Source organism: Caulobacter sp. DMC95 (assembly GCF_056313785.1).
Map to the genome: position 1 here is coordinate 29,744 of NZ_JBQUZP010000004.1, position 15,548 is coordinate 45,291.

At 67.8% G+C, this 15,548-nt stretch carries 15 protein-coding genes; 8 read left to right on the forward strand and 7 right to left on the reverse strand.

Annotated elements, in window-relative coordinates:
- Positions 1 to 25 precede the first annotated feature (25 nt).
- From ACT53N_RS10810 to ACT53N_RS10825, 4 genes are all read left to right on the forward strand, one after another.
- Positions 26 to 1,231: an OmpA family protein gene (locus ACT53N_RS10810; RefSeq protein ID WP_476063908.1), complete on the forward strand. Its 1,206-nt coding sequence runs from the start codon at positions 26 to 28 to the stop codon at positions 1,229 to 1,231.
- Positions 1,232 to 1,717: 486 nt separating this feature from the next.
- Positions 1,718 to 3,601: a ribonucleoside-diphosphate reductase subunit alpha gene (locus ACT53N_RS10815; RefSeq protein WP_476063909.1), complete on the forward strand. Its 1,884-nt coding sequence runs from the start codon at positions 1,718 to 1,720 to the stop codon at positions 3,599 to 3,601.
- 165 nt (positions 3,602 to 3,766) lie between these two features.
- The gene (locus tag ACT53N_RS10820; protein WP_476063910.1) at positions 3,767 to 4,702 is read left to right on the forward strand and encodes a lipid A-modifier LpxR family protein; all 936 of its coding nucleotides are present in this window, start codon (positions 3,767 to 3,769) and stop codon (positions 4,700 to 4,702) included.
- 80 nt (positions 4,703 to 4,782) lie between these two features.
- Positions 4,783 to 5,124 carry a hypothetical protein gene (locus tag ACT53N_RS10825; RefSeq protein WP_476063911.1) on the forward strand — a complete coding sequence of 114 codons (342 nt, stop codon included), beginning with the start codon at positions 4,783 to 4,785 and terminating at the stop codon, positions 5,122 to 5,124.
- Positions 5,125 to 5,141: 17 nt separating this feature from the next.
- Here the strand turns inward: ACT53N_RS10825 and ACT53N_RS10830 are convergent, their stop codons facing one another.
- The 6 genes from ACT53N_RS10830 to divL form a co-directional block, all read right to left on the reverse strand.
- Positions 5,142 to 6,413, reverse strand: coding sequence for a patatin-like phospholipase family protein (locus ACT53N_RS10830; protein WP_476063912.1), 1,272 nt, complete (start codon positions 6,411 to 6,413; stop codon positions 5,142 to 5,144).
- Between the two features lie 16 nt (positions 6,414 to 6,429).
- On the reverse strand, positions 6,430 to 7,128 hold the full coding sequence (gene trhA / locus ACT53N_RS10835) for a PAQR family membrane homeostasis protein TrhA (protein WP_476063913.1): 699 nt from the start codon (positions 7,126 to 7,128) through the stop codon (positions 6,430 to 6,432).
- A gap of 118 nt (positions 7,129 to 7,246) precedes the next feature.
- A complete protein-coding gene (locus ACT53N_RS10840) occupies positions 7,247 to 8,017 on the reverse strand; it encodes a sulfite exporter TauE/SafE family protein (RefSeq protein ID WP_476063914.1) in 771 nt (256 codons plus the stop codon).
- 140 nt (positions 8,018 to 8,157) lie between these two features.
- Complete coding sequence (locus tag ACT53N_RS10845) at positions 8,158 to 9,204, reverse strand: aspartate-semialdehyde dehydrogenase (protein ID WP_476063915.1); 1,047 nt, start codon at positions 9,202 to 9,204, stop codon at positions 8,158 to 8,160.
- A gap of 99 nt (positions 9,205 to 9,303) precedes the next feature.
- Complete coding sequence (locus ACT53N_RS10850) at positions 9,304 to 9,381, reverse strand: hypothetical protein (protein ID WP_476064229.1); 78 nt, start codon at positions 9,379 to 9,381, stop codon at positions 9,304 to 9,306.
- A gap of 126 nt (positions 9,382 to 9,507) precedes the next feature.
- Positions 9,508 to 11,817, reverse strand: coding sequence for a cell cycle protein kinase DivL (gene divL / locus ACT53N_RS10855; RefSeq protein ID WP_476063916.1), 2,310 nt, complete (start codon positions 11,815 to 11,817; stop codon positions 9,508 to 9,510).
- Between the two features lie 168 nt (positions 11,818 to 11,985).
- Between divL and ACT53N_RS10860 the strand changes: the two genes are divergently transcribed.
- The 3 genes from ACT53N_RS10860 (at position 11,986) to ACT53N_RS10870 (ending at position 13,473) form a co-directional block, all read left to right on the forward strand.
- Complete coding sequence (locus tag ACT53N_RS10860; protein ID WP_476063917.1) at positions 11,986 to 12,387, forward strand: metallopeptidase family protein; 402 nt, start codon at positions 11,986 to 11,988, stop codon at positions 12,385 to 12,387.
- On the forward strand, positions 12,384 to 12,788 hold the full coding sequence (locus tag ACT53N_RS10865) for an SWIM zinc finger family protein (RefSeq protein WP_476063918.1): 405 nt from the start codon (positions 12,384 to 12,386) through the stop codon (positions 12,786 to 12,788). The genes ACT53N_RS10860 and ACT53N_RS10865 overlap by 4 nt, the downstream gene beginning before the upstream one ends.
- A gap of 61 nt (positions 12,789 to 12,849) precedes the next feature.
- The gene (locus tag ACT53N_RS10870) at positions 12,850 to 13,473 is read left to right on the forward strand and encodes a class I SAM-dependent methyltransferase (protein WP_476063919.1); all 624 of its coding nucleotides are present in this window, start codon (positions 12,850 to 12,852) and stop codon (positions 13,471 to 13,473) included.
- On the opposite strand, the gene ACT53N_RS10875 is transcribed toward ACT53N_RS10870, so the two are convergent.
- On the reverse strand, positions 13,470 to 14,174 hold the full coding sequence (locus ACT53N_RS10875; RefSeq protein ID WP_476063920.1) for an NAD-dependent deacylase: 705 nt from the start codon (positions 14,172 to 14,174) through the stop codon (positions 13,470 to 13,472). The two genes, ACT53N_RS10870 and ACT53N_RS10875, sit on opposite strands and share 4 nt — an antisense overlap.
- A gap of 163 nt (positions 14,175 to 14,337) precedes the next feature.
- On the opposite strand from ACT53N_RS10875, the gene ACT53N_RS10880 reads away from it, so the two are divergent.
- Complete coding sequence (locus ACT53N_RS10880; protein ID WP_310215931.1) at positions 14,338 to 15,465, forward strand: ferritin-like domain-containing protein; 1,128 nt, start codon at positions 14,338 to 14,340, stop codon at positions 15,463 to 15,465.
- Positions 15,466 to 15,548: the final 83 nt, after the last annotated feature.

A 15,548-nucleotide genomic window follows, 5' to 3' on the forward strand; every position in this document is an offset into this window, starting at 1 on the left:
CAGGGCAATAGAGGGCTCTTCAACAATGAAACTCAACCTCCTGGCGGGAGCTGCTCTGGCCGCGGTGTTCGCCGCGTCGGGCGTTTCGGCCCAAGAGACCGGCTGGTACGGCGCGGTCGACCTCGGCCAACACTGGCCGCAGAACATCAAGACGCAGTCTGACCAGACCGTGCCGGATGGCCAGTATGCGCACTGGACCTGGAAGTCCGAGAAGGATTGGACCGGTTTCGTCCGTCTGGGCTACCAGTTCAACCCGAACTGGCGTGCTGAAGTCGAGGGCGGCTATCGCCCTGGCGATCTGCGCGCTGTCCAAGGCAACGCCGCTCGCCAACAACCGCGTGGCCTCTGCACCCCGGGCATCACCCGCACTGCGGCCGCCCCGACCTGCGGTTCGCCGGACGGCTCGATCGACTCCTGGACCCTGATGGCGAACGTCCTTTACGACTTCGCTCCGGGCTCGTGGCTGAACCCGTTCGTCGGCGTGGGCGTGGGCCTGAACCGTCTGGACGTTAACGCTCTGGGTCAGTTCAGCGGCGTTGGTACGGTCACCGCGACGAACGCGGCGATCCAAAACCTGACCGTGGACGATGACGACCTGGCCTTTGCTTACCAAGCGATCGCCGGCGCTTCGATCAAGGCGACCGACAAGCTGAAGATTGACGTCACCTATCGTTACCTGACCGGCGCTGACCACATTTGGCAGTCGACGGGTTCGGGCGCTCTGCAGCCGGGCTCGTTCCAGGGCCAGTACAAGGACCAGTCGGTGACCGTGGGTCTCCGTTACTCGTTCGCGTCGCCGCCGCCGCCGCCTCCCCCGCCGCCGCCGCCGCCGCCCCCGCCGCCTCCCCCGCCTCCGCCTCCGCCGCCGCCGCCGCCTCCGCCGCCGCCGCAGTTTGAGGCCCGCGAGTTCATCGTTTACTTCCCGTTCGACCAATCGGTCCTGACGCCGGAAGCTCAATCGGTGGTTACGGAAGCGGCCAAGTACTCGAACGACGGTAAGGCGACGAAGATCATCGTCGTCGGCCACACCGACACCTCGGGTTCGCCGAAGTACAACGCCAAGCTCTCGGAACGTCGCGCTCGCGCCGTCGCCGACGCTCTGGTCTCGCAAGGCGTTTCGCAAAACGTCCTCGGCGTGGACTGGAAGGGTGAAAGCGCTCCGGCCGTCGCCACCGGCGATGGCGTGAAGGAACCGCTGAACCGCCGTTCGACGATCTCGATCAACTTCTAAGATCGAATCGACAGACGATTGGGGAGGGCCCGGCGGCGACGCCGGGCCCTTTCTCTTTGCGCGTGTGTTTGCGAGGCGGCGGACGTCGCGATCGCTCGCGCGACCCGGCGCGTCGGCCGCTGAAAGCCCCGCATTGCGGGCGTCTCAGAGCTGTCAGGTTCGGCGGCGCGCCGAGCCTTCGCCCTGACCTCGCCACCCTGCCTTGTGCTCGCCCTGTGGGCGAACATTGTTGTCCGGGGACGGACGCCCATCGGCGCCTTGCGGCGGTCTGTCGCGGGTGAAAAAAGTTCGTCGAGGCAACCCCTTGTCCCGCCTATGCAAGTTGGTGGCGTTCACAGGTTGTTAACGAAAAACTCGGCTCAGGGGCGTTGACGAGTCATTCACCAGTGTGGCCCCATATTTGGGTTGAGGGGGCTCCTCAGCCACAAGATATAGCGGCTGGCGGGGATACTTCCTTCTCCGGAACACGCTGATTGAGCATGGATTTTGGTCATGAACGGCAGTGAAGCGGTGAAGTCGAGCGTCCGTAACGAGGCCCGTCTGGCGGCGATCAAGCCCGCCAAGCGCCCGCAATTGGCGCTGGTGCGCAAGGTCGAGGTCGACCGCTCGCGCGACGCCCTGCTGACCGACTTCGGCAAGACCACGCTGGAGGACCGCTACCTCCTGCCGGGCGAGAGCTATCAGGACATGTTCGCGCGCGTCTCGACGGCGTTCGCCGACGACGCCGACCACGCCCAGCGCGTCTATGACTATATGAGCCGCCTGTGGTTCATGCCGGCCACCCCGGTGCTGTCGAACGGCGGCGCTGAGCGCGGTCTGCCGATCAGCTGCTTCCTGAACGCCGTCAACGATAGCCTGGACGGCATCCTGGGCGTCTGGAACGAGAACGTCTGGCTGGCGGCCAACGGCGGCGGCATCGGCACCTACTGGGGCGGCGTGCGCTCGATCGGCGAGAAGGTGAAGGGCCAGGGCCAGACCTCGGGCATCATCCCCTTCATCCGCGTGATGGACTCCCTGACTCTGGCGATCAGCCAAGGCAGCCTGCGCCGCGGCTCGGCCGCCGTGTATCTGGACATCCACCACCCGGAGATCGAGGAGTTCCTTGAGATCCGCAAGCCGTCGGGCGACTTCAACCGCAAGTCCCTGAACCTGCACCATGGCCTGTCGATCACCGACGAGTTCATGCATGCGGTGCGTGACGGGACCAAGTTCGGCCTGCGCTCGCCGAAGACCGGCGAAGTGCTGCGCGAGGTGGACGCCCGCGCCTTGTGGCAGAAGGTTCTGGAGCTGCGCCTGCAGACTGGCGAGCCCTATCTTATTTTCTCCGACACGGTGAACCGCGCCATGCCCTCGTTCCAGCGCGAGCTGGGTCTGAAGGTGCGCCAGTCGAACCTGTGCAGCGAGATCATGCTGCACACCGGCACCGACCACTTGGGCCAGGAACGCACCGCCGTCTGCTGCCTGTCGAGCGTCAACGCCGAGACCTATCTGGAGTGGCGCGACCACCCGACGTTCATCGAGGACGTCATGCGCTTCCTCGACAACGTGCTGCAGGACTTCATCGACCGCGCGCCGGACGCCGCTTCGGCCGCCGCCTATGCCGCCATGCGCGAGCGCTCGGTTGGTCTGGGCTTGATGGGCTTCCACAGCTTCCTGCAGAGCCAGAACGTGCCGTTCGAGAGCGCCTTGGCCAAGAGCTGGAACATGCGGATGTTCAAGCACCTGCGCCGCGAGGCCGACAAGGCCTCGATCAAGCTGGGCGAAGAGAAGGGCCCTTGTCCCGACGCCGCCGATCGCGGCTCGATGGAGCGCTTCTCGCACAAGCTGGCCATCGCCCCGACCGCGTCGATCTCGATCATCTGCGGCGGCACCAGCGCCGGCATCGAGCCGATCCCGGCCAACATCTACACCCACAAGACCCTGTCGGGCTCGTTTGCGGTGAAGAACCCCTATCTGGAGAAGCTGCTCGAAGAGAAGGGTCACAACACCGATGCGGTGTGGGGTTCGATCCTGGAGAACGAAGGCTCGGTCCAGCACCTCGACTTCCTCAGCCAGGACGAGAAGGACGTCTACAAGACCGCCTTCGAACTGGACCAGCGCTGGGTCATCGAACTGGCCGCCGACCGGACGCCGGAGATCTGCCAGAGCCAGTCGGTCAACGTCTTCCTGCCGGGCGACGTCGACAAGTGGGACCTCCACATGCTGCACTGGATGGCCTGGGAGCGCGGCGTGAAGAGCCTCTACTATCTGCGTTCTAAGTCCGTGCAGCGCGCGGCCTACGCTGGCGCCGAAGGTAAGGCCGAGGCGGTTGGGAGCGGCTTCGACGTCCCGGAAAAGACCGACTACGACGAGTGCCTAGCCTGCCAGTAACGCCGATGTAACGCCATTTGAGAGGGCGGCGCGAGCGATCGCGCCGCCCTTTTCACATTCCGGGAACCCTGATGGCGCACAGTGGTTCTCACCTGCGCGCTTTCGTCCCCGTGACAGCCGGGATCGGAGGCGTAGGCTGGAAACACCGGGGTCTGGGAGTCCGCGATGCGGGCGATTTGGAAGCTTACCGTGTTTGTCGTGGGGGGCGCGATCCTGACTCCCTCGATTGCCGTCGCCCAGTCGTTGGCTCAGGCGCCAGGTTCCTACTCATTCCAGGTCAAGCCCGAGGCGACGCCACCGCTGTCGCTCGCCGCGACGGGCCTTCTCGCACGTCCTATCGGGGCCCCGCAGGCTCAGCTGGAGGGCGGCTTTGGCCTGACCCCCGCCGCCGCCATGATGGGCGACGCGCGAATCCTCGATGCCGATCGCTATTACGACGGCGCTGGCCCGGTCATGTGGCGGTCGACCGCCGTGGCCTACCAGAGCGAGGCGGGCGGTCCGATCAGCCAGGTTCGTATCTCGATCGCGGGCGTGCCGCGCACCGCAGCCGTCGCCCCCCTCACCCTGGTGCGTCCCGACAGCGACGCCTATGAGCTGCGGGACGTCGATGTGACCCTTAGCCGGGGCTGGCCCGCGGCGGTGATGCTGAAGGGCCGCAAATACGCCCTGGACCTTACTCCTCACGCAGGCGTGGGCTTTGGCGGGGCCGGCGGCTCGGCGGAAGCCGGCGCCACGGTGCGTCTGGGAACGAAGAAGAACATGGGCGACCGTGTCACCGACGCGCTGGGCGTTCGCGAAGGCGGCGCGGCGTTCGGTGACCGGGGACGTTGGTACATCTACGCCGCCGCCAGCGGTCGTGCCGTCGGTTTCAACATGCTGCGGGGCCAGGACGGCGATTGGTCTCGCGCAGGCCTCTCGCAAGACGTCACCAGCCGCCTGATCGGCGACAGCCAGGCGGGCGTCGCCTGGCGCAAGGGGCCGATGCAGGCTTCGTTCGGCTACATCCACCGCGAAATCCGGGCCAAGGAAGGCGTTCTGGGCCTCGCGACCCAGAAGGATAACGTCGTGGCCCTGTCCTTCAGCCTGAAGCCGCATTGGTAGGGCGCAGGCTGTCGGGCTTGTGTTTCCGCCCGCTTTCATGCAGCAAGCCCCGGTTAGCGCCTTTAACCGTCAGCGAGACCATGAGCGACAGCGAGCCCCCGCGCCGCAAGACCCTGAGCCTGAAGAGCGCCGTCGTCGCCCCCGGCGGTCCGCCGCCGCTCGAGCGCATGGTCAAGCCGTCGGCTCGCACGACCGTGTTCACGCCCTCCGCTGCGCCGCCGCCTCCGCCGCCTCCGGCCCCTGTCGTCGGTGACTGGAAGTGCAAGCCCTGCGGCACGCGCTTCGACCCGCCGCCGGAGCTGGCCGATGAGGACCACGTCCGCTGCCCGTCGTGCAACGCGCGCCTGGGTTTGGCCTCGGACTTCCGCGCCGACCCGCCCAACGTCGCCAAGCTGCGCGCGCGCTGGCTGAAGAAGGCCTAGGGGCGAGGCAAGTTACGCTAAACGCCCTGGGGCGATTGTTGGGAAGCCGCAGCCGGCTCATCGCGCACCACTAGGCCAGTCCCCGCCGAAACCGCCTGCGGGACCTGCTTTCTGAACAGGCCTCGCCACAGGCTCTGTTCCTCGACGGCGTTGGACCAGACCGCGCCGGCCGCCGCCTGTTCGAAGCCGGCGTCATAGATCCGGCGCATCAGGCCAGTTTCGAACTTCAGCAGGTTCATGCCCTCGAAGGTGTTGGGGATCGAGGCCACGCTGAGCGGCAGGTTGTGACGGGCGCAAAAGCCCGCCGCCAAGCTCAAGGCCTGCCGATAGGAAAAGCGCAGCATGGTCTCGAAGCTGCGCGCCATGATCGAGGCCACGCCCGGCGGCGTCGACTGGGTCGAGGGATCGAGCACCGTGTTGACGATCACGTGGACTCGTCCTCGGCGAAGACGCGTGCCCAGGTTGCGCCAGTGCAGCAGGGCGTCAGGCATCAGGAACAGCGGCGCGGCGACGCCGCCATCCACGTGCATCTCCTGGAAGACCTGACCGTCGGCCTCGACCTCAATCAGCTTGGGCGGAAAGATGCCCGGCACAGAAGACGAGGCGACCAGCAGCGATCGGACCAGTTTCAGCGCCTCGGGTCCGCCCTTTACGGCGATCTCGCCGAGATCCCAGACGACGGCGCGCTGGCTGTCGAGATTGGTGGTGGCGATCAGAAGGCGTCGGCCCTTGGCGTGCTCGACGGCGATGGCCTCGACCATCTCCTGGTCGACGAAGGTCTCGACCAGAACGTCCAGCGACTCGCCCTTGAACAGGCTGGGACCCAGCGCGGGCGCCAGACGGCGCAGGCTGAGCAGCTCGGCGGCGTGGCCGCCGGTATAGGCGTCGGTCAGGCGCTCATCCCAGGCCGAGCCCAGGAAGGCCAGCGGGGCGATCAGGGCGCCGGTGCTGACGCCGGTGACGATGGCGAAATCCGGCCGGCGCCCGGCCTTGGAGAGCCCCGCCAGCACGCCTGCGCCATAGGCGCCGCCGGCCGCGCCGCCGGAGAGCGCCAGGATGTTGAACTCGTCGCGGCCCAAGAGAGAGCGCATCGGCGCCAGTCTGTCTGCGGCCTGTCGCAGGGCGTCGTCGGCCTGGTCGACGGTCAGCCGCACCCGGGGAAAGCCGACAGCCTCCACCTGACGGTCCGATGGCGGCGTGGGCAGGCGCTTGCCGCGCAGGGGATCGCTGGATTTCCAGTCCCGGAAGAAGCCTTGCAGGCTGAAGCTGCCAGCCGGGTCCTTGTCCACGCGAAGTTTCTCCCGATCAGTGCGCGCCGGCCAGAACCACGCCCACCAGAACGGCCGCATAGTGCAGGCCGGCGCCGCCGATCACGTGGCCGTGCCAGATGGCGCGGCGGAACTTCAGGCGTCGCATCAGGTAGAAGACGGTTCCGGTCGAATAGACGATGCCGCCGATGGCCAGCAGCAGCAGGGCGGGCCAGGACAGACCCTCGATCATCGGCTTGATGGCCACCAGGACCAGCCAGCCCAGGGCTAGGTACAGACCGACCCAGAAGCGCTTGTCCAGGCCCGGCAGGAACAGCTTGGCCGCCACGCCGACGCCGGCGACGGTCCAGACCGCCGTGGTCATGCCGATCGCCCACCAGCCGTGCAGGTTCTGGGTGGTGAAGGGGGTGTACGACGCGGCGATCATCACGAAAATGCCGGCGTGGTCGAAGCGGCGCAGCAGCGGGCGCCAACGGGCCTTGGCGAAGTTATAGGCCGTCGACAGCGACAGCATCAGGATCAGGCCCACGGTGTACACGCTGACAGCGGCGACCTGCTTGAGATTGCCCACTCCGAACGCCAGGCCCAGCAGGATGCCGCCGCCCATCAGCGCGCAGGCCAGGCCCGCGAGGTGCACGACCAGGTCAGCGCACTTGGCCGCCGGCGTCGGATAGTGACGGCCGGGCTTGGCGACGACGATCTCGTTCGTGTTGGCGGTGGTGGTGAGTTCGGTCATGGCCCGGCCCCGATGGCTTGCAGTACGCACGAAGCATAAGTTCGTTCCGCGACATATAAGCGTCGATCATCGTGGCCGGGAAAGGGCCGCGGCGACACGATGGCGCGGAAAAAGCGCTTCAGGCCAAAAGGCCGCGGGCGCCGTCGAACATCAGCTTGCCGCCGACCAGCACCAGCAGCACGTAGATCAGCTTGTAGAAGCCCTCGGCCGGCACGCGCCGCACCAGCCAGACGCCGGCCCAGGTCGAGGCGATGGCCAGCGGCAGCAGCACGCCGGCGGTGGCTAGAGCCTGGGGCGTCAGCTGCCCTAGCGCCAGATAGGCCGGCACCTTCATCCAGTTGACCACGCCAAAGAAGATCGCGCTGGTGCCGATGAACACGTCGCGCGGCAGGCCGCGCGGCAGGGCGTAGATCTGGAAGGGCGGGCCGCCCGCGTGGGCGATCTGGCTGGTGAAGCCTGCGGTCGCTCCGCAGAGGACGCCGAACCAGGGCCGGGCGGGCCCCGCCTCGATTTCATCGGCCGCCTTGAGCGCGCGCTCGGCCCAGAGGCGCTGCAGGGCGAAGACCACCGAGATCGCCCCGACCGCCAGCCGGACGGCCGACTCGTCGACCAGGGCCGCCAGCGCCCAACCCAGGAGGATGCCGACCGCTGCGGCCGGCAGCATCAGCATCAGGATCGCCTTGTCCCAAGTCTTCCGGAACGACCACACGCTGACCACGTCCTGCACCAGCAGAATGGGCAGGATGATCGAGGCGGCTACGACTGGAGAGACCGCCAGGGTCATCATCGGCACCGCCACCACCCCGATCCCGGCGAACCCGCCCTTGGTCAGGCCCAGAAGGAACACGGCGGGAATGGCGACGAGATAGAAGAACGGGTCGGTGATCATGGCGGGGTGTTACAGCTTTCGTCCTATGATCCCAAGGTCATTGACGCTCCCTCCGGTCCTCTGGACCACCTCCCCCGTGAAACGGGGGAGGTGTCGCGCCGCCGACAGGCGGCGAGACGGAGGGGGCGCTCAACGGCGCCTCAGGCCCCCAGCATCACCTCGGCGATCTGCACGGCGTTGAGGGCCGCGCCCTTGCGCAGGTTGTCGCCGACCACGAACAGCGCGAGGCCGTGCGGAACCGTCGGATCGGGGCGCACGCGGCCCACGAAGACCGGGTCCTGACCCGTGGCGGCCAGCGGGTTGGGGACGTCGTCGATGACCACGCCCGGGGCGGCGGCCAGCAGCGCCAAAGCCTCGGCCGCGGAGACGGGGCCGTCGAACTCGGCGTTGATCGACAGGGCGTGACCGGTGAAGACCGGCACGCGTACGCAGGTGCCGCTGACCGGCAGGCCCGGGATCTCGAGGATTTTGCGGCTCTCGTCGCGCAGCTTCAGCTCTTCTTCGGTATAGCCGTCCTCGCCCAGCACGTAGTTCAGCGGCACGACATTGTAGGCCAGCGGCACCGCCCATTTGCGCGGCGCGGGCAGGGGGGCGGCGTCGGGCGAGCGGGCTAGGCCGTCCAGGTCGCCGGCGGCGCCGGCGCGCAGCTGCTCGGACAGCACCTCGATGCCCTCCATGCCGCCGCCGGAGGCCGCCTGATAGGTGCTGACGGTCAGGCGCCTGAGGCCCGCCTTGTCGTGCAGGGGCTTGAGCACCGGCATGGCGGCCATGGTGGTGCAGTTGGGATTGGCGACGATGCCCTTGGGAATGTTGTTGAGCGCGTGCGGATTGACCTCGGCCACCACCAGCGGCACGTCCGGGTCCGAGCGCCAGGCCGAGCTGTTGTCGATGACCACGGCGCCGGCGGCGGCGGCCTTGGGCGCCAGTTCGCGCGAGGTCGAGCCGCCGGCCGAGAAGAACACGATGTCCAGGCCGGTGAAGTCGGCGGTGGCGGCGTCCTCGACCACGATCGCCTGGCGCTTGAAGTTGATCGTGCTGCCGGCCGAACGGGCCGAGGCGAACAGGCGCAAGGACGCGACCGGGAAGTCGCGCTCGGCCAGCAGCTCGCGCATCATGCCGCCGACGAGGCCGGTGGCGCCGACGACGCCCACGCGGGGCGGATTGGCTCGGGAAAACTTGAAGCTCATGGTGTTGCGTCTCCGGGAAGGTCTGGAGCGCGGGGAGCTTGTGGTCTCTGAAGATGAGAGCCGCCCCGCGCATCGGCGGGGCTGGTTCGAGGATGCCGCTTAGATCGCGCGCACGCCCGCCGCCCCATCGAAGTGGGTCGTTTTGCGGGTAATAGTTTTCATCGTGGCGAATGACATCGGTGGCGCTTCTAGCGGCGCCGATGGACCACGTAAAGCCCTTTGGAGGCACAAGGATGCCGTGGAGGCGCGCGAGGCCTTGCGGGCGGGCAAGAAATTGCTCTCCTGCCGTGCGCGCCGGAGGCCTTAGAAGCCCAGTTCCGGCTGCATGGCGCCTGGCTGCTGGGTCTCGGGCAGGTGGCAGGTGAAGGTCGAGCCATTGCCCGGCTCGCTCTCCAGCGCCACCCAGCCGCCGTGCAGCTCGACCAGCGCCTTGACCAAAGCGAGGCCCAGGCCCGGGCCGCCGCGATCACGGCCGACGAAGCGGTCGAAGATGTGGGCCTGTACATGGAACGGCACGCCCCGGCCGGTGTCGGAGACGTCCAGCCGAACCTCGCCCAGCGCGCGGCGGGCCGACAGGGAGACGCGACCGCCGGGCGGGGTCTGGCGCAGGGCGTTCTCGACCAGGTGGTCCAGCGTCTGGGCCAGGCGCTTGCCGTCGCCGCGGATCAGGCCGACGTCTTCGTCGCATTCGACCGCCAGGGTGACGCCGCCCAGCTGGGCGTCCTTCAGGGCGCGCTCCTGGGCGTTGAGTAAGAGGTCGGAGACGCGGATGTCCTCGATTTCCAGCGCCATCTCGCCGGCGTCGATCTGGGCCATGTCCAGAACGTCGTCGATCGAGCGGGCCAGCTGGGTGGCGGCGGCGCGCACGGCGGCCACGTGGTTGCGGCCGCGCTCGGAGATGCCGTCAGCGCGCTCCAGAAGTTCGGAGTAGCCGATGATCGTCGTCAGCGGCGTGCGCAGCTCGTAGGAGACGTTGCCGACGAAGTCGCGCTTGAGCCGCTCGGCCTCGGCCAGGGCGGCGGAGCGGTCGGCGAGGGCGCTTTGCAGGTCGCGGGTGTCGGTGACGTCGGCGAAGGCGATCAGGGTCGCGCCGTCCGGCAGTGGCCGGCTCTGGTACAGAACGATGCGGCTGTCGGAGGTCCGCACCTCGCCCGAGGTTGGCGCGCGCATCTGCGGATCGGGATCGGCGACCCGGCCTTTCAGCTCGCGCCAGAACGACAGGTCGTGCAGGCGCGGCACGCACAGCTCGACCACGCCCTCGAAGTCACCGGCCGCTTCCAGGGCGTGCGGGGTGACGTTCCAGAAGGTCTCGAAGGCCTCGTTGTGCAGGCGCAGGCGGCCGTCGGAGCCGAACACGGCGACGGCGTCGTTCAGCTTGTCCAGCGTGGCCTGCTGCACCTGGATCAGGGCGTTGTACTGGGCCTTCAGGCGCAGTTCGCCGGTGATGTCGGAATAGATCAGCAGCATGCCGCCCAGCGGGTGCGGCTGGCGCACGACCTTCAGGGTGCGGCCGTCGGGCAGGTCCCACAGGTCGTCGGCCTGCGGGCCGAGATGCTCGTAGCGCGCCAGTTCGGCGGCCTTCCAGCCGGCGTAGTCGATGGTCTCGGGCAGGCGGCGGCGCTGGCGCAGGCGGTCCAGCACCTCGCCGTGGGTCGGACGATCCGCCAGCCAGGCCGGCTCCAGGCCCCAAAGCTCGGCGAAGGCGGTGTTGTGGTACGACAGACGGCGCGTCTGGCTGAAGATCGCCACGGCCTCGGCGATGTGATTCAGCGTCTCGTCGTGGGCCTCGACGTGCTTCTTGAAGGCGTCGCGGACGTCCTCGATCTCGGTGACGTCGGCGCAGAACACGCCCACCCCGCCGCCGTCCAGCGGCTGGGCCGACAGGCGGAAGGCGCGGCGGCGGCCGTCCAGATTGATCCAGCGCACCGCCTCGCGGCGTTCACCCTTGCCGGCGGCCTCGATCACCACGGCGTCGGCGCCGCGGTCAAAGCTCTTGCCCGCCAGGGCCGGGGCCTGGGCGGAGGCCGCCCCCACGGCGCGAACGAAGGCGGCGTTGCCCCAGACGGCCTGGCCGTCAGCGCCGGCGATCCAGCAGGGCTCGACCACGCTGTCGACGAAGGCGGCGAAGCGGGCGGCGGTGGGCAGCCCCGAGTCCGCGCGGTCGATCGGCGCCAGGCGCAGCCAGGCCAGGGCGCCGGCCGCGCGGCCCTCGACCGCGATGAGGCCATTGGCGCCCCGCGCTTCGAACACGCAGGGCTCGCCGCGCTCGAACAGGGCGGCGAGCTTCTGGGCGTAGTTCGGATCGGCGTCGCCGAGCGCGGCGACCACGGCCGAGACCTCGATGTCGGCGCCCAGCGCCTTGGCGCAGGCGGCCAGACCCTCGCCCCCAGCGACCAGGCTGGCGCGACCGCCCTCGACGGCGATCACGGCGGTGTCGAAGGCGTCGAGCCAGGCCGGAGCGTCGTCAGCGCCGCCTTGCTGGATCAGGCGCGTCTTGAGCGCGGCGATGCGCGCCTCCAGGTTCCGTCGCTGCCCGTGGGACCACAGGGCGACGGAAATGGCGAGACACACCGCGCCGGCCGCCGCCGCGAGGATCAGGTCATACGAAGTCATCAGGCGCGCGCTACCCCAGCGGGTCTTCGAATCAGAATCCCAGATTAGTCGGGCCGTGACCAGAGGGCGATCAAGCTCGGGTGTGGCTGTGCGTCGCGTTTTCTGCGTCCGCAGCCAAGATCGGCGGTCGGCTATGGCGATCTTCGCCAATCGCTCTATGTGAACCAGATGACCTGGTCTGATCGCCTCGCCCCGTCGCTCGACGATTTCGCCGTCCTGGCCAAGCAGGCCTTCGACGACCTGCCCGCCGAATTTCGCCACCTTGCCGGCGAGGTGGTGATCCGGGTCGACGACTTTCCGAGCGAAGAGGTTCTCGACAGCCTCGGCATCGAAGACGCCTTCGAGCTGACGGGGCTCTATCAGGGCGTGGATCTGAGCAGCCGGTCGGTGCTGGACTTCGGGGCCGAGCCCTCGCGGGTCTTTCTCTATCGCCGGCCGATCCTGGACGAGTGGGCCGAACGCGGGGACGTCACCCTGGGCGATTTGATCACCCACGTGCTGGTCCATGAGATCGGCCACCATTTCGGCCTGTCGGACGACGACATCCACCGCATCGAGGACGAGGCATGAGCTTCTTCGACACTGAAGCCTGGCGCGAGCGCATGGACGAGCGTTGGTTCGACACCGGCGTGGCCATGGCAGAGGCGGGGGCGGTCGATCTCGTCGCGATCGAGGATGACAAGGTCACCGCCCACGTCACCGGCAGCGTCGGCGATCTCTATGTCGTACAGCTGTGGGCGCCGGCGGGGGAGGGGATCTGCACCTGCCCGGGCTTTGAGAAGTTCGGCGCCTGCAAGCATCAGGCGGCCGTGGTCAGCGCCGCCAATGCGGCCGACCTCGGCAAGGTGAAGGACCGAATGGCCCGCTTGCGCGACGGGCTCGCCCTGGACAGCCGTGAGGCGCTGGTCGAGCGGCTGGCCGAACTGGCGCGTCTGCAGCCGGCCGTGCTGGCGGCGCTGGAGGGGCGCTGATCGCCGACCTGGCTTGACCTTCGGCGCGCCCGGCCGCTCTCCTGATGCGGGGAGATCTGAAATGGCCAGCTGGTACGAGCGCAATATCCTGCCGAAACTGCTGTGCTGCGCCTGCGGCGCGCCGGCGATCCAAGCCCAGCGGCGGCGCGTGGCCCCGCGTGCTGAGGGCGAGGTGCTGGAGCTGGGGATCGGCGGCGGCCTGAACCTAGCCTACTATGACCCGGCCAAGGCCAAGCGCGTAACAGGCGTCGACCCTTCGTCCGAACTGCGCGCGATCGCCGAGCAGGCGCCGCGTCCAGACGGTCTGGTCGTCGACATCCAGGCTGGGGAGGCCGAGCGCCTGCCGTTCGCCGACGCGAGCTTCGATACCGTGCTTTGCACCTTCACCCTGTGCTCGGTGCAGTCGCCGACGGCGGTGCTGGCCGAGGCGCGCCGGGTGCTGCGGCCTGGGGGACAGTTCCTGTTCTGCGAGCATGGCCTGTCGCCGGACGCCGAGGTTTCGCGCTGGCAGCGCCGTCTGGAGCCGCTGTGGAAGCGGATGGCCGGCGGGTGCCACCTGACGCGGCCGGTGGCGAGCGCCGTCCAAGGGGCGGGCTTCGCTCTGGACGAGGTTGAACAGCGCTACATGCCCAAGACCCCAAGGCCGCTCGGCTGGTGCGAATGGGGCGTGGCGCGGCCGGCCTAGAGCCTCGCCAGCACCCGCTCCACCCAGGTCGGAACGACCTCGGTGGCGGGGCCGTAGAGCTTCTCGTCGAAGACATAGGCGTTGGCCGAGGGCTCCAGATTGATCTCGCAGGTGGCGATCCCCATCGCGCGGGCCTCGCTGACGAAACCGGCTGCCGGATAGACTGAGCCTGAGGTGCCAATCGAGACGAAGAGGTCCGCCCGCGAGAGGGCGTCCTCGATCTGATCCATGAACAGCGGGATCTCGCCGAACCAGACCACATGCGGCCGCGCGCCGCCGTCGCGTCCGCAGGCGTGGCAAAGCGTGTCGGGCGACAGCGGACCCGGGTCCGGCCAAATCGCTTCGCAGTGATGGCAGCGGGTGACGGCCAATTCACCGTGCATATGGATCACGCGCTGGCAGCCGGCCTTCTCGTGCAGGTCGTCGACATTCTGGGTGCAGAGGAAGAGCTCGCCGCCGCGCTCAGCCAGGCCAGCCTCCAGTCGCGCCAGGGCTTCATGCGCCGCATTGGGTTGGGCCCCGGCGAGGTTGGCGCGGCGAGCGTTGTAGAAATCCCGCACCAAGGCTGGGTTGCGGGCGAAGCCCTGCGGGGTCGCGACCTCGTTCAGGTCATACTTCGTCCACACCCCGTCCTTGTCACGGAAGGTGCCCAGACCGCTCTCGGCCGAGACGCCGGCGCCTGTCAGAACGAAGATTCTCATGGCCTCTCGCAATACCCCTGCGGCGCGAACTTGACGGCGGCGTCATTTTTCATTTGACCCCGGTCAAGTCTTGAGTTGACAGTGTTTAGATAGTCGAAGGCGCGCGCAAGACGGGCCTCGGCGCCATCCATCATGACGAACGGCCGAATTAGGGAGCGCCGCCATGACCGACAAGAACATCACCAAGGACGCCATGTACGACGCGGTGGCGCCGGACGATTTCGAGTCGATGCTCGAACTGGACCGGTACAACAACCGCTCGACCGCCTTCGACAAGATCATCTCCGCCACCCACGACCACTTCTGGGATCCGCTGGACAAGGCCTATATCGATTTCGACGAGCCGTTCGACATGGAGAACCAGCCTCTGGTTCCCGAGGAAATGGTCATCGCCCTGTCGACCGACTACGTCTCCAACCACCTGTCGGATCCGAAGGTCCGCACGCGGTTCATCAATCAGTCGGTGCTGCGGAATTTCTCGTCGATCCTGCATGGCGAGCAGGGCGCTTTGAACCTGTCGGCCAGCCTCTGCCACGTCCTCAAGGACCAGGGCGCTCAGGAATACGCCGCAAACCAGACCCGCGAAGAGGCCCGCCACGTGACGGCCTTCGCCAAGTATATCAAGGCTCGCTGGGGCAAGCCCGTCGAGTGCGGCCCGGCCCTGAAGACCCTGTTGGTCGAGATCATCGGCTCGCCGGAGGTCTACAAGAAGATCATCGGCATGCAGATGCTGGTGGAAGGCCTGGCCATGGGCGCCTTCGCCACCTTCTACAACAACATCAATGATCCGGTCGGCAAGAAGCTGCTGCAGCTGGTGATGACCGACGAGGCCTTCCACCACAAGTTCGGGAAGATCTGGGCCGACCGCACCGTGCCCAAGCTCTCGCCCGAAGAGCACGCGATCATCGAGGACTGGGCGGCGCACTGCTTCCAGACGCTGCTGTTCAACCTCGTCTCGCCGCACCAGCAGCTGGATCTCTACCGCGAGTTCGGCCTCGATCCCGACAAGGTGGTCGAGGAGTACGGGAAGATCATGACCGACGACGTGCGTCGGGAGAACATGAAGGAGCAGACCAACATCTTCCGGGTGCTGGTCAAGACCCTGCTCAACGCCGGTATCATCACCGACCGCACCAAGGCCTTCTACGCCATGTACGTGGACCTGGCCGAGCTGCGGGACGAAGGCGAGCGGATGGTCGGCGACGATATCGCCGAAGAGGGCATCCGCTATCTCCAGGCGATCAACTTCAAGGATCGGCCCGTCGCGCCGGTCAGCATCGCGGCCGAGTAGGGATCCCACCTCCCGAAGACGTCGCCCCGCCCCGCTGGAACCCCGGCGGGGCGGTTTTCGTTTTGGGCCGTCGCTGACGTCCG

Bases quoted from the DNA above. Each gene is read 5' to 3' on its own strand.
- ACT53N_RS10810 (WP_476063908.1), top strand. From the start codon at position 26: ATGAAACTCAACCTCCTGGCGGGAGCTGCTCTGGCCGCGGTGTTCGCC.
- ACT53N_RS10820 (WP_476063910.1), top strand. From the start codon at position 3,767: ATGCGGGCGATTTGGAAGCTTACCGTGTTTGTCGTGGGGGGCGCGATC.
- ACT53N_RS10825 (WP_476063911.1), top strand. From the start codon at position 4,783: ATGAGCGACAGCGAGCCCCCGCGCCGCAAGACCCTGAGCCTGAAGAGC.
- trhA (WP_476063913.1), bottom strand. From the start codon at position 7,128: ATGACCGAACTCACCACCACCGCCAACACGAACGAGATCGTCGTCGCC.
- ACT53N_RS10840 (WP_476063914.1), bottom strand. From the start codon at position 8,017: ATGATCACCGACCCGTTCTTCTATCTCGTCGCCATTCCCGCCGTGTTC.
- ACT53N_RS10845 (WP_476063915.1), bottom strand. From the start codon at position 9,204: ATGAGCTTCAAGTTTTCCCGAGCCAATCCGCCCCGCGTGGGCGTCGTC.
- ACT53N_RS10850 (WP_476064229.1), bottom strand. From the start codon at position 9,381: ATGTCATTCGCCACGATGAAAACTATTACCCGCAAAACGACCCACTTC.
- divL (WP_476063916.1), bottom strand. From the start codon at position 11,817: ATGACTTCGTATGACCTGATCCTCGCGGCGGCGGCCGGCGCGGTGTGT.
- ACT53N_RS10860 (WP_476063917.1), top strand. From the start codon at position 11,986: ATGACCTGGTCTGATCGCCTCGCCCCGTCGCTCGACGATTTCGCCGTC.
- ACT53N_RS10865 (WP_476063918.1), top strand. From the start codon at position 12,384: ATGAGCTTCTTCGACACTGAAGCCTGGCGCGAGCGCATGGACGAGCGT.
- ACT53N_RS10870 (WP_476063919.1), top strand. From the start codon at position 12,850: ATGGCCAGCTGGTACGAGCGCAATATCCTGCCGAAACTGCTGTGCTGC.
- ACT53N_RS10875 (WP_476063920.1), bottom strand. From the start codon at position 14,174: ATGAGAATCTTCGTTCTGACAGGCGCCGGCGTCTCGGCCGAGAGCGGT.
- ACT53N_RS10880 (WP_310215931.1), top strand. From the start codon at position 14,338: ATGACCGACAAGAACATCACCAAGGACGCCATGTACGACGCGGTGGCG.